The sequence below is a fragment of the Rhizobium sp. L43 genome (assembly GCF_002531725.1).
GTDB lineage: Bacteria > Pseudomonadota > Alphaproteobacteria > Rhizobiales > Rhizobiaceae > Rhizobium.
Window position 1 is genome coordinate 1 of the sequence record NZ_NWSQ01000018.1, and the last position, 12,525, is coordinate 12,525.

12 protein-coding genes are annotated in these 12,525 nt (G+C 63.2%); 4 read left to right on the forward strand and 8 right to left on the reverse strand.

Translation table 11 applies throughout. The features are described from left to right. Nucleotides 1-1,157 precede the first annotated feature (1,157 nt). On the forward strand, nucleotides 1,158-2,237 hold the full coding sequence (locus tag CO667_RS22680; RefSeq protein WP_097620526.1) for a YihY/virulence factor BrkB family protein: 1,080 nt from the start codon (nucleotides 1,158-1,160) through the stop codon (nucleotides 2,235-2,237). An 87-nt stretch (nucleotides 2,238-2,324) separates the two neighbouring features. Next, nucleotides 2,325-3,608, forward strand: coding sequence for a cystathionine gamma-synthase family protein (locus CO667_RS22685; protein ID WP_097620527.1), 1,284 nt, complete (start codon nucleotides 2,325-2,327; stop codon nucleotides 3,606-3,608). Between the two features lie 48 nt (nucleotides 3,609-3,656). Here the strand turns inward: CO667_RS22685 and CO667_RS22690 are convergent, their stop codons facing one another. From CO667_RS22690 to CO667_RS22710, 5 genes are all read right to left on the reverse strand, one after another. Further along, nucleotides 3,657-4,070 carry a cupin domain-containing protein gene (locus tag CO667_RS22690; RefSeq protein WP_097620530.1) on the reverse strand — a complete coding sequence of 138 codons (414 nt, stop codon included), beginning with the start codon at nucleotides 4,068-4,070 and terminating at the stop codon, nucleotides 3,657-3,659. 47 nt (nucleotides 4,071-4,117) lie between these two features. After that, on the reverse strand, nucleotides 4,118-4,882 hold the full coding sequence (locus CO667_RS22695) for an SDR family oxidoreductase (protein ID WP_097620531.1): 765 nt from the start codon (nucleotides 4,880-4,882) through the stop codon (nucleotides 4,118-4,120). 544 nt (nucleotides 4,883-5,426) lie between these two features. Beyond that, nucleotides 5,427-6,626, reverse strand: a complete 1,200-nt coding sequence (locus CO667_RS22700) for a thiolase family protein (protein ID WP_097620532.1) — start codon at nucleotides 6,624-6,626, stop codon at nucleotides 5,427-5,429. Continuing rightward, complete coding sequence (locus tag CO667_RS22705; RefSeq protein WP_097620533.1) at nucleotides 6,604-8,127, reverse strand: AMP-binding protein; 1,524 nt, start codon at nucleotides 8,125-8,127, stop codon at nucleotides 6,604-6,606. The genes CO667_RS22700 and CO667_RS22705 overlap by 23 nt, the downstream gene beginning before the upstream one ends. A 28-nt stretch (nucleotides 8,128-8,155) precedes the next feature. Beyond that, complete coding sequence (locus tag CO667_RS22710) at nucleotides 8,156-8,566, reverse strand: thioesterase family protein (protein ID WP_097620534.1); 411 nt, start codon at nucleotides 8,564-8,566, stop codon at nucleotides 8,156-8,158. Nucleotides 8,567-8,620: 54 nt separating this feature from the next. Between CO667_RS22710 and CO667_RS22715 the strand changes: the two genes are divergently transcribed. Further along, nucleotides 8,621-9,589, forward strand: coding sequence for a zinc-dependent alcohol dehydrogenase family protein (locus tag CO667_RS22715; protein WP_097620536.1), 969 nt, complete (start codon nucleotides 8,621-8,623; stop codon nucleotides 9,587-9,589). 72 nt (nucleotides 9,590-9,661) lie between these two features. Here CO667_RS22715 and CO667_RS22720 read toward each other — a convergent pair whose 3' ends face one another. Then, nucleotides 9,662-10,021 carry a helix-turn-helix domain-containing protein gene (locus tag CO667_RS22720; protein WP_097620538.1) on the reverse strand — a complete coding sequence of 120 codons (360 nt, stop codon included), beginning with the start codon at nucleotides 10,019-10,021 and terminating at the stop codon, nucleotides 9,662-9,664. Nucleotides 10,022-10,157: 136 nt separating this feature from the next. Here CO667_RS22720 and CO667_RS22725 point away from each other — a divergent pair, with 136 nt between their 5' ends. Continuing rightward, on the forward strand, nucleotides 10,158-10,616 hold the full coding sequence (locus CO667_RS22725) for a nuclear transport factor 2 family protein (RefSeq protein WP_097620539.1): 459 nt from the start codon (nucleotides 10,158-10,160) through the stop codon (nucleotides 10,614-10,616). Nucleotides 10,617-10,672: 56 nt separating this feature from the next. Here CO667_RS22725 and CO667_RS22730 read toward each other — a convergent pair whose 3' ends face one another. Beyond that, on the reverse strand, nucleotides 10,673-11,410 hold the full coding sequence (locus CO667_RS22730) for a DUF1868 domain-containing protein (protein ID WP_179874202.1): 738 nt from the start codon (nucleotides 11,408-11,410) through the stop codon (nucleotides 10,673-10,675). 16 nt (nucleotides 11,411-11,426) lie between these two features. Beyond that, nucleotides 11,427-12,518 (reverse strand): extracellular solute-binding protein, encoded by a 1,092-nt coding sequence (locus CO667_RS22735; RefSeq protein WP_179874203.1) that lies wholly within the window; start codon nucleotides 12,516-12,518, stop codon nucleotides 11,427-11,429. Nucleotides 12,519-12,525: the final 7 nt, after the last annotated feature.

A 12,525-nucleotide genomic window follows, 5' to 3' on the forward strand; every position in this document is an offset into this window, starting at 1 on the left:
GGCAAATCAACGACCCAACAGAATCACAATCCAATCGCCGCCGCCAGCAAACATTCACAGGCTCTCAGGATGAGGCTCTTTTGGGCGGTGGTCCCGGCTTCTGTGGTCGAGCCATAATCTGCAGCGCTGCGCATCGAGGCGCAGATTCCTGACGTTCGTCCTCAGATGCCTCCTGCTGGGCACTCAAGGTGCTTGGAGGTTGGCCGAGGGGTCTTCGGCCGGTTGTCCGCGGACAATCGGAAGACTAACCTCCGGTGCGCCCGCCTCGCCCTTCGAGGCCCCTTGCGGGGCACCTCAGGATGAGGCTCTCTTGGGCGGTGGTCCTGGCGTTCGTGGCCGAGCATAATCTGCAGCGCTACGCGTCGAGGCGCAGCTTCCTGGCGCTCCTATAGGAACGGCCTTCTCCGTGGTTCCTTTGAAGGCGGCATTCTCCTGCGTCCCTCATCCTGAGGTGCATAGGCCGAAGGCCGGAGCCTCGAAGGACGCGCTCCAGCGCTGCTCCTGCATTCAATCGGCGTGGGCGCACCCGCCTCGTCCTTCGAGGCCCCTGCGGGGCACCTCAGGATGAGGCTCTCGTGGGGTGCGGCATTCCTTCGCGGCTGTTGTTGGGGCAGAGCCGGCCAGTTGTCCGCGGACAATCGGACGATCGAACGGCGGCGCTCGGTTCGTTGCAGTGGGCAATATTTGGCCGGGGATAATCGGAGCCGCCATTGCGGGCCGTTGCCGCCGGCGCTATTGTTGAGGGCGGGCGCCGTTTGGTTTGTCGTGCTCTCAGTAGTCGCCGGATGGCTGACGCTAGTCTCTGGCGGGCGCGAAAGTTAGATGAGGCTGACCGGATTTCAGCTCTAAAAAGGTGTGCGATACGCCCTTTTCCGCCTCTTGAACCGTCAATGCGCGGCCCCGCCGACAGGTGTCGAAATTTCCCTCACGCAGCAGTAACGAAACTAAAGTCCGAGTTCGGTTCCGTAGCGCGTGGGAAACTCAATAAAATCAGCGGATTGCAATCTGCGAGGCGCTAGGCGTTCTGCGGCGCTGTTGGCTGCAATCGCCCTCCCCTGCGCTCCAAACCACACGAGAAAGCAACGGCTTGCATCCTTTTGCGGCACCCCGCGTTATCCACCAGCAAATCAGAGGATAGCAAATCAGGGGATAGGGTAATGGCAGATGTGCTTCCGCTCAAGAGGGTCTCCATCGCCGCCGCGATGATGGCCGCAGCGGTCGGGGCATTTGTGTTGATGCAGGCAAGGCAGGCCGGTTCGCCGGCGGCGTCGGCGGAGAGCGGCAGTGCGGAGGACGAGCATGGGCGCAACGCCGCCGTGCCCGAGGCCATACCGTTGCGCGGCCTTCGCGATGTGTTCTGGCGCCTTTATCATGAGGTGCTGGATGACCGGGTCACGCTGATTGCCGCGGGTGTGACCTTTTATCTGCTGCTGGCGCTGTTTCCGGCGATGGCGGCTTTGGTCGCTCTCTACGGGTTGGTCGCCGATGCGACCACCATATCCGAACACCTTCGCGAACTGGCGGTGCTGATGCCGCCGGGAGCCTTCGACCTGCTGGCCGACCAGATCAAGGAACTCGTCAATCGGCGCGACAGTGCGCTCGGCATCACCTTCTTCGTCGGTCTCGGCATTGCGCTCTGGAGCACGCATAGCGGCACGCTGGCGATCTTCGACGCGATGAACGTCGCCTATGAGGAGACCGAGAAGCGGGGATTGGTCCGGCTGAACCTGATCGGCCTCTGTTTCACGCTGTGCGCCATGCTGCTGACGGTTGTCATGGTGGTGCTCATCGGGGTGATGCCGGTCGTGCTTTCCTATCTCTGGCTCGATCAATTCAAGGAGCACATGGCGCTTCTCCTGCGGTGGCCGCTGCTTCTGCTCGTCGTCGCGGTGGCGGTGACGTCGGTCTATCGCTTCGGTCCCAGTCGGCAGCCTGCCAAGCTTCGGTGGATGACCTGGGGCGCGGTTCTGACGACGGTCGCATGGGCGGCCATGTCCCTCGGTTTTTCCTTCTACCTCGATCATTTCGCCAATTACAACGCGACCTACGGCACGCTCGGGGCGCTGATCGGCTTCCTCGTTTGGATCTGGCTTTCCGTCGTCATTCTCGTCATCGGCGCAGAACTCAACGCCGAACTGGAACATCAGACCGCGAAGGACACGACGACGGGACCGCCACTGCCGATGGGCGCGCGTGGCGCCTATGTTGCCGACACTTTGGGTGAGACCGTGGGCTAAGCGTTAAGGAGCGGCATCGATCATTGCTCCGCCAACGCGATTTTGATGTACCTTATCCCTTGGGCAATCCCGACAGAGGAGACGATCATGACGGCCCCGCATCCTTCCAAAACCCATATCGGCAATCACGCACTGCATCCCGAAACGCAGATGCTGAATTACGGCTACGATCCCGAACTCTCGGAAGGGGCGGTCAAGCCGCCGGTATTCCTCACCTCGACTTTCGTCTTCAATTCCGCCGAGGATGGCCGCGACTTCTTCGATTACGTCTCGGGCCGCCGCGAGCCGCCGGCGGGCAAAGGCGCCGGCCTCGTCTATTCGCGTTTCAATCATCCGAATAGCGAGATCGTCGAGGACCGGCTTGCCGTCTATGAACGGACGGAAAGCGGCGCGCTGTTTTCCTCCGGCATGGCGGCGATCGCCACCAGCCTGCTGGCCTTCGTCCGGCCGGGCGATGCGGTTCTGCATTCGCAGCCGCTCTACGGGGGAACGGAGACGTTGCTCGCCAAGACCTTCCTGAACCTCGGCGTCGCCGCCATCGGCTTTGCCGACGGTGTCAGCGAGGGTTCGGTGCAGAAGGCGGCGGAAGAGGCGATGGCCAAGGGCCGCGTCTCCGTCATCCTGATCGAGACGCCCGCCAATCCGACCAACAGCCTGGTCGACGTCGCGATGATCCGGCGCGTGGCCGACGCGATCGGCGCAAAGCAGGGACATGTGCCGATCATCGTCTGCGACAACACCCTGCTCGGCCCGGTTTTCCAGCGGCCGATCGAGCACGGCGCCGATATCTCGCTCTATTCGCTGACCAAATATGTCGGCGGCCATTCCGACCTGATCGCCGGCGCTGTTCTCGGCCGCAAGGCAATCGTCAAGCAGGTCAAGGCGCTGCGCGGCGCGATCGGCACGCAGCTCGATCCGCATTCCTGCTGGATGCTCGGCCGCTCGCTGGAAACGCTGCAGCTGCGCATGGAGCGGGCAAACAGCAATGCCCGCGCCGTCGCCGATTTTCTGCGCGATCATCCGAAGGTCGAGAAGGTTCACTACCTGCCCTATCACGATCCGGATTCGCCGGCCGGCCGGACCTTCAGCGCGCAATGCAGCGGCGCCGGCTCAACCTTCTCCTTCGACATCCGCGGTGGCCAGCCGGCCTCGTTCAAATTCCTGAACGCGCTGCAGGTCTTCAAGCTGGCGGTCAGCCTCGGGGGCACGGAATCGCTGGCGAGCCATCCGGCCGCCATGACGCATTCCGGCGTGCCCGCCGATGTCAGACAGCGCATCGGCGTTCTGGAATCGACGATCCGCCTGTCGATCGGCATCGAGCATCCGGATGATCTGATCGCCGACCTGGAGATGGCATTGCAGGCGGCCTGAGGCGGTGGGGGAAACGATGCCCGGCGGCGCCGGGCATCGGGTGTGACGTCACTTGTCGTCGATCGTCAGTTCTTTCTCGTCGGTATCCAGCACGAAAACGGCAAGCAGGCGCGCCGGCTTTGTCTTGCTGGCGTTCTTGCTGACGGCGTGATGATCGCCGGGAAATTCGGGAAAGCTTTCGCCGGCCTTATAGACCTTCTCCGGCCCGTCATTCACCTTGCTGGTGATCGCCCCTTCGAGAACGGTGGCGTAGATGAAGGCCGAGGCCGGGTGGGTATGGCCGGGCGACGATCCACCCGGCGCATATTCGACGAGCACCGCCTTCATGCTCTTGCCGGGAACATTGGGAAGCTTCTGGTCGAATACGACGCGCACCTTCGCGTCGCCGCCTGCGGCGTGAGCCTGCGTGCCGGCGGCAAGGACAATGGCGAGTGCGGTCGCCGAGATCATTTTTCTGAGCATGTCTGTCTCCTCAATTGATGGGAATGGGTCGTCAGGCGCCCGGTATATCAGGCGCTCTTTTTCTGCGGCGGCTGCCGGCTCAGCCAGTCGTCGAAGCGGATCCGGCCGAGCCGCGCATTGGGCCCGGTCACCAGCGAGGCGTCCTCGAGCTCGACGCCGAAATAGCGGGCGTGCGGATCGGCCACCACCTGGCGTGGATCGTTCGTCGCCTTGAACAGGCGCGTAACGATGTCGGTGAGGCGGATTTTCTCCGGCCCGCCGATTTCGATCGTGGCGTTGACGGGTGCTGCCAGCGCCACCTCGGCCATGACGTCGGCGACATCGTCGGAGGCGATCGGCTGCACATAAGCCGGCGACAGATGTGCGGTCTGGCCTACGGTGCCCGACTGGGCGATGCCTGCCATGAATTCATGAAACTGCGTCGAGTGCACGATGGTGTAGGGGATGCCAGAAGTCTTGATCAGTTGTTCCTGGGCCATCTTGGCGCGCATATAGCCGCTGCCCTGAAGCCGCTCCATGCCGACGATCGACAGCGCAATGTGATGCTTCACGCCGGCGGCAGCCCCTGCCTTGAGCAGGTTGCGGCCGGAGGTCTGGAAGAATTCGAGGACGGCCTTGTCCTCGAAGGAAGGCGAGTTGGCGAGGTCGAGCACCACTTCAGCGCCTGCGAGCGCTTCGGCGAGCCCCTTGCCGGTGATCGTGTCGACGCCCGAATTCGGCGAGGCCGGCAGGACGTTATGCCCCTTGCTGCGCAGTCTTTCCACGGTCTTCGAGCCGATGAGGCCGGTGCCGCCGATAATGACGATCTTCATGGGTAGTCTCCTTGTCTTTCGCGAGGAATGTCCTCTGTTGACGTGAGGTAGCTGAACGAAGGCGAGCAGGACCTGCTCGGAGTGCCGAAACCGTGACGGAGCCAAGCGGCTTCATCGGCCGGAACCGATCGGCATGAGAATGCGCCGGATCGCGGCTTCGAACCATTCTCCCTCAGTCGCTGTCGCCCTATGCCAAGGTGTAGGGCGGCTCGCGCTGCGATCGAGCCGCCTTGCGGAAATGGAGGAGATTTGCGTCAACCGGCATGGCGAGGAACGGAGACGGTGCGGAAGGATAGGCCGCGGGTTCTCGATTCCCTCTTCTCCCCTCGGGGAGAAGGTGCCCGTAGGGCGGATGAGGGGGGCCGGCTACGCCGGTCCTTCAGTAAAGCACATGCTGGACTTCGACCGACGCGCTGGGCATGGCGTTGCGGGATGGCTTATAACGGAGAGGATGTTTCGTGTGGCCCCCTTGCCGGCACCTTCTCCCCGAGGGGAGAAGAGGAGATGCCGCGCCGTCTCCGTTCCTCGCAATACTGTCGTCTCGTCAGGAAAGCCTGACAGCCTCGAACAGTGCCGTCAGACCGATGCCGCCGCCGATGCCGATCATGGCGAGGCCGGTTGTGGCGGGTAGCCAGCGATCCCCGCGGACCAGCTGAGTATATAGCCGGCTAACCAGAATCGCGCCGGAGGCGCCGAAGGGATGACCGAGCGCCAGGGCGCCTCCTTCTCGGTTGACCGTGTCAGCAGGGATGTCGAGCTGATCCAGCGATGCCAGAACCTGGGCGGCGAAAGCCTCGTTGAATTCGATGGCATCGATGCCGGGGAGCGAGAGGCCGGGCTGGCGCTGCATGAGCTTCCTGGTCGAGGCGACCGGGCCGATGCCGAGCAGGTTGGGGTCGACGCCGGCCGCAGCGCTGTCGATGAAGGCGAGGCCCTTGTCGATGCCGAGGCTTTTGGCCATGCCGCGGCGCATGACGAGCACCAGGCAGGCGCCGTCATTCATAGGGCAGGCGTTGCCTGCCGTCACCGAACCGTCGGCCTGGAAGACGGGCTTCAGGTTTGCCAGTGCTTCAATCGAGGTCGTGGGGCGCGGACATTCGTCCCGTTCCACCACACCATGCCCGGTGGGGATTTCGACGATCTCCGGCCGGAAGAGACCGGTCTCCGCCGCCGCGACGGCGAGGCGATGGCTGCGCAGCGCGAATTCATCCTGCCTTTGGCGCGATATGCCGAACGCACGCGCGACGTTTTCAGCGGCAACGCCCATCTCGGGATCGCCGATCGCCTCAGGGGAAAACCGGGCGCGGCCGTAAAAGCGCGGCAGTGCGCCATTGGCTTTCGGCCGTTCGACCCGCCATGGCGCGGTGCTGACGCTCTCGACGCCGCCGGCCAGGAAACAGGCTCCCGCCTTCGCCTGGATCAGCCGCGCGGCCATGATGATCGCTTCGAGGCCGGAACCGCATTGCCGATCGATGGCGACACCGGGAACCGCCATCGGCAGGCCGGCGGTAAGTGCTGCCAGCCGGCCGATATTGCCGCCGCCGCCGGCGGCATTGCCGACCAGCACGTCGTCTATCGCCTCGGGCGCAATGGCTGTTTCGGCAACGATCCGGCGGATGATCGGGGCAAGCAGGTCTTCGGCTGCGACCGTCGACAGCGAGCCGAAGGCGCGGCCGATCGGCGTGCGGTAGGCGGCAACCACGACCGGCTGCCAATCCTCGTCAGGCTGATAGGCGTAGGACAAGACCGTCTCCCGAAATGACCGCAGCTTCCACCTGTCCCCTGGAAATCTTGCCGCTGCTCGTCATCGGCCAGGAGGCGATATGGTAGAACTGCCTGGGGATCTTGAACCTGGCGAGCACCAGTGCGCAATGGTCGGCCAGCATTTTCGCGTCTATCGCTTCGCCGGAGACGACGGCGACGATCCGTTGGCCGTAATAGGCATCCGGCAGCCCGAAGACGACGGCGTCTTCGACCCCGGGGCAGGCTTTGAGCGCGCTCTCGACTTCGGCGGGATAGACGTTGTTGCCGCCTGATATCATCATGCCGCCTGCCCGGCCGATCACCCGCAGCATACCATCGGCGTCGAGTTCGCCGAGATCCCCGACCGTGGCACCGGCCTCGGTGACCCGGAACGCCTGACCGTCGTCGCCCCAGAGATAGCCGTCGGCGATCAGGTCGCTGTCGACGAAGATGGTGCCCGGCACATCGGTGCCGACATCGTTTCCATCGGGATCGCGAATGGAAATCTCGACGCCGGGATAGGCCTGCCCCACCCGGTCGATCGGAAAATCGATCGCGCCGCCGACAAGCGTCGAGACGGTCATAAAGCCGATTTCCGAGGCGCCGTAATATTCCCGGATGCGCGCCCTCGGAAAAAGCCGCCGCATGGACTCGACCCCGTTGACGTCGAGCTTGGCGCCGGCGGTCAGCACGTCGCGCAGGGCGGTCAGAGCGGGTTCGGCGGACCAGGCCCTGGCAATGCCGGCTATATGGGTGGGGACGGCAACCAGCCGCTCGACCGCTTCGAAGGAGAGAATGTGCGCGACGGCAGCGGCATCCCATTTCCGGATCGAATGGAAGGTGGCTCCGGCATCCAAGGCTTCGACCATGGCGTAAAGCGCCAGCCCATGCGCCAGGGCTCCGGGGCATAGGGTCGACGGGGCGTTTTCGAGTTCGAACACCACGTGGCCGCGATCGAGGCTGCGGCGCCATTGCTGGCGTGAGCGGTAATAGGCTTTCGGCTCGGCAGTGGTGCCCGAGGTAAATCCGATCAGGAAGATGCCTTCGGCATCATCAGGCAGATCGCCTTCCGGCTCGGCGAGATCGAAGGGCTCCGCTCCGGCGGTGACGACCGATATTCCGAGCCTGCGGCCGATTTCGGCGCTCAGGCCCGCATCGTCGTCGACGACAAGCACGTCAGGCGCCAGCCGCTCGAGAACGCGTTCGATCCTTTCTGCCGGCATCATCGGGTCGATCACCGCGCAGGCATTCGGCAAGGCGGTGGCGGCGACGAAATATTCGGCGAAGCCGATATGGTTGCCGAGGCTGAGGGCCGTGAGTTTCTCGACGCCGGGCAGATCGAGCGTGCGGCGGGTCGAGTGCGGCAATTGCCGGAGAAAGCGGTAAATCGCCTTGGCGCGCAAAGCGAGTTCGCCATAGCTCAGGCAGCGGCCGTCGATCACCAGGGCCGGCTTGTCCGGCCTGTGCATTGCATGTCGAAGAAGCTGCGCGTGGATCGGCATGGACACCCGCTGGTTTGAAGATCGGCCGTCAGGCTAAAGCGGCTCTGGTGGTGTCGGGGATCGGCGTGGGGCGACTGTCGGAAAGGCCGACGCAGACCCAGACGAGCCCCGCCGATGCGCAGTGAGCGCCATCGCGCCGGCGGAAGAGTTCGATCGTAAAGGACAGGCTCGTACGCCCGATTTTCTCGACGGCGACCTTGGCGTCGACGACATCGTCGACGTCGATCGGGTTGTGAAAAGTGATCTCGGCCTTCTTCACGTGATAGGCAACGCCCGAGGTGGTGTGGCGGAAATGGCCGAGGATTTGCCGATGCCGCAGGAATTCGACGACCGCATCCTCGCAATAGTCGAGGTAAACCGAGTTATGGACATGACCATAGATGTCGATGTCTCGCATCGAGACCCGGAACGATGCTAAAGGCCTGTCGTCAACGCTCATTCGATCACCGAAATTTCGAAGGCGTGTTCTAACCGCTGTTATCAGGGGGATGCAATGCAATATCAGGCGGTCGTGCGAAAATTCGGCCCGGCCGAGGAGGTCGTCGGGATCGAACGGGCCGAACTGCCGGCGCTCGCGCGCGGCCAGGTGCGGGTGCGCCTGCTGGCGCGGTCGATCAATCCCTCCGATATCATCACCATATCGGGCGCCTATGCCGGACGCACCACCCTGCCCTTCATTCCCGGCTTCGAAGCCTTCGGCGTGGTCGAAGCGTGCGGTGAAGAGGTTTACGGGCTTGCGCTCGGCACCCGTGTGCTGCCGGTGCGCAGCGCCGGCGGATGGCAGGAATTCAAGGATACCGATCCCGGCTGGTGCCTTCGTGTTCCGGACACGCTCTCCGATTTCGAAGCGGCGACGAGCTATGTCAACCCGATGACGGCCTGGCTGATGCTGCACATGAAGATCGGGCTGAAGCCGGGCATGCGCATCGCCATCAATGCCGCTGCCTCGTCGATCGGATCGATCCTGATCGGTCTCGCCAATGCCGCGGGCGTCGAGCCGGTGGCAATCGTCCGCAGCGAAGAATCACTTGAGCGCCTGCGCGGCCGGCTCGAGGCTGTTATTGTCGACAGGGCGGACGGTGATCTCGCCGCCGGGCTTGCCGGCCGACACGGGCTCGACGCGGTGCTCGATTGTGTCGGCGGCGCGCGCGCCTCCGTGCTTGCCGATGCGCTCAAACCCGGCGGGCATTTCGTGCATTACGGACTGCTTTCGGGCCAGAGCATTCCGGCTTCTTTCTGGGCCTCCCATCCCGATGTCACCTTTTCCTATTGTCATCTCCGGGAATGGGTCCATGCCGAAGCGATTGATGACGTCCAGCGCGCTTATTCGGAGATCGCCGCGCTGATCGCTTCGAAGGTGATCGCGACCGAGGTGCGGGAGGTGTTTCCTCTGGAAAGGATCGGCCAGGCGCTGCAGTCGGCCCTTCCGTTCCGGACGGGCGGCAAGGTGTTGCTCGCCTGACGGTGCGGCACCCGCCTCGTCCTTCGAGGCCCCTTGCGGGGCGCCTGAGGATGAGGCTCTCTTAAACTCCCGCTAAGCGGTTTCGTATCGCCGACGCGCGCTCTTGATCGCCGCATGGTTCCGATCGGCCCAGCCGATCAAAGCTCTCATGGGAACCAGGAAGGATTGCCCCAGCTCCGTCAGTTCATATTCGACGCGCGGCGGAACTTCCGGGTAGACGGTGCGGCTGATGAAGCCGTCCTGCTCCAGATGCTTCAGGGTCTTGGAGAGCATCTGTTTCGAGATGTCCCCGATCTCGCGCAGCAACTCGTTGAAGCGCTTCTTCTCATCATCAAGCGCCTCGAGCGCGAGCAGGCTCCATTGATCGCCGATACGATCGAGCACGCCTCTTACCGGGCATCCCAGTTTCGGCTCGTCCGTTTCCGCAGGCATGCCCTCTCCTTGGTCATCGCAGGCTGACCTTGCCACCAAAACCTGCCTTCTTGCTCGGCATCTCCAGGTTTCATAGACCTGACAGATAGTCTCCTTTTTAGACTAGATCGCCGATCCATACCAAGGAGTTTGATGCATGAGATTTCAATCGCTTTTCGCACTCGCCATTCTGGCGGGCATCGCCGTGCCTTCAGGCGTTTTTGCCGCCTCGCGGGACTTGAAGGTCGAGGAAGCCAACCGGAAGCTGGTGGTGGAGTTCTACGACCGCTTCTTCAACAAGCACGATCTCAAGGCCGCCTCCGTTGTCGCCGACGACTACCGGCAGCACAATCCCCAGGTTCCCGACGGCAAGAAGCCTTTGATTTCCTTCTTCTCCGGCTTCTTCAAGGACAATGCCCAATCGAAGGCGGAGATCGTCCGCAGCGCCGGCGATGGCGATCTCGTCTGGCTGCATGTGCATGCGACGAACGGTGCCGATGACCGCGGCCAGGCGATCGTCGATATTTTCCGCGTCAAGGACGGCAAGATCGTCGAGCACTGGGACGTGATCCAGGCGGTTCCGAACGAGGCTGCCAACAAGAACACGATGTTTTAAATGCAATGGGGCCGGCTCCCGGCCGGCCCCATTGTCTCCGCATTGCGCGCCTGGGTTCAGCCGCCTCTTGCCGGGCTCTGCAGGAAGAACTGGCGACGGAAGGCGAACATGTCTGCGAAGCGGCAGAATTCCGCTGCGCCGAGTTCGAACTCCGCCGGCAGGCCGGAGAGGAGTTTGAACAGCAGCGCCGAAAGCGCGGCCTGCTGCTCTTCATCGGGATGGCGGATCAGATAGGCGATGCTGAGGTGAAACACATAGTCCTCATGCCCGGGATGACGGAGCTGAAGCAGCTCCGACAGCCGGTCGCGCAGGTGCCTGAGACGCGTTTCCTCTGCGCTCGTTGCCGGTACGAGCCTGAGGGCGATGCCGTTGACGAGCGGTTGCCAGCCGGCAATGCACAGGCGGTAGGGCGGATCGTAGGAGAGATCGAAGCTGGAAAGCTTGTCGGCGAAGAGCGCATCACATTCGGCCAGGGGCGCATCGAGGCCGAGATCGGCAGGCCAGAAGCCCGGCCGCCGGACCTGGTCGCAGACGCCTTCGAACACTGTCATATGCCAGCTCGACGGCGGCAGCAGCGAATAGAGTTCTGATAGATCGCTTCGCTCCAGCGCGCCGTAAAGGCTCGAAAGGGCGGCATAGAGCCGGCTCGTCGGAGCGAGGTGGCAGATGATCGTATTGCCGGGAAAGGCTCGGACGCTGCCGTCGACATTGAATTTCGTATGGACGCCGGTGGGAAAGGCGCCTTGAGCGCCAGCCGATGGCTGACACTCCTTATGCTCTTGAGATTGCTGCATGATATCGTCTGGTTCCTTACTGACCCATGACGACTTTTTCGAGGAACTGCGCCGTGATGGCGTCGGCCTGCTTGACCGGGAACCAGTCGACCGCATAGGCGCGCTGCTCGGCCGGCACGCCGCCTGCGATTTTCACCGCGTCGCTGTTGACGGGCGCCGAACCCATTTCCTTGGCGAGCATTGTCTGGGTTTCGGCCGAGGTCAGCCAGTCGACAAAGAGCAGCGAAGCGGCCTTGTGCTTGGCATTGGCGGCGATACCGACGACATTGCCGCCGCCCGGCATGCCGAATTTCGGGATGTAGAACTTCATCCGCTTGTCGATCTCGCCCTTCTGCTGCAGGCCGGCGAGATGGTCTTCCCAGGCCGAGACGATCTGGAACTCGCCGCCGTTCAGGCGGGTCAGGCTATCGGCGTTCGACGAAGTGAAGCCGTAATTCGGCTTGTTGGCGGCAAACCAGTCCCAGGCGGCCTGGAAGTTGCCTGCGGCGATATCTTCCGGCTTGACGGTCGAGCGCACCACGGTCTGCAGGAAGGCCTTGCCGGCGCCGCCGCCGCGCGTATCGTTGAAGGCGAAAGCCTGCGGGTTCTCCTTGATCCACTTGGTGAGATCATCGAAGGTCTGCGGCAGCTTTGCCTCGTCGACCTGCGTCGGATCATAGGCAAGACCGGTCTGGTTGCCCCAGAAGGCAACCGCATAACGCTTGCCGTCGCCGCCATTGATCTGAGTGCGCAGCTTGGAATAGCCGGGCAGGATATCGAGCGGGCCGAGGAAATAGGCGGTGACGTCGAACTTCGGCAACTGATCGCCGCCGAGCGACATCACGTCGATATCGCCTTCAGCGCGGTCGAGTTCGGCGAGGAATTTGTTCTGATTGCCGTCAGAGGTGCCGTCGGGAATGGTCACCTTGATCCCGTATTTCTCTTCGAAGCCCTTGCTCAGTTCGCGGAAGCGGGGCTGGAGGAACCAGTTGTACCAGACGACCTCGCCTTCCTGCTTGGCCTGGGCGACGATGTCGTCCCACGGCTTCTTCAGGAGGTCGTCGGCGGCCGCCGCGGGGGTGGCGAAGGCTGCCGCTGCGATCAGCAGCGGGATCAGGCGTTGTGACATGCGATTG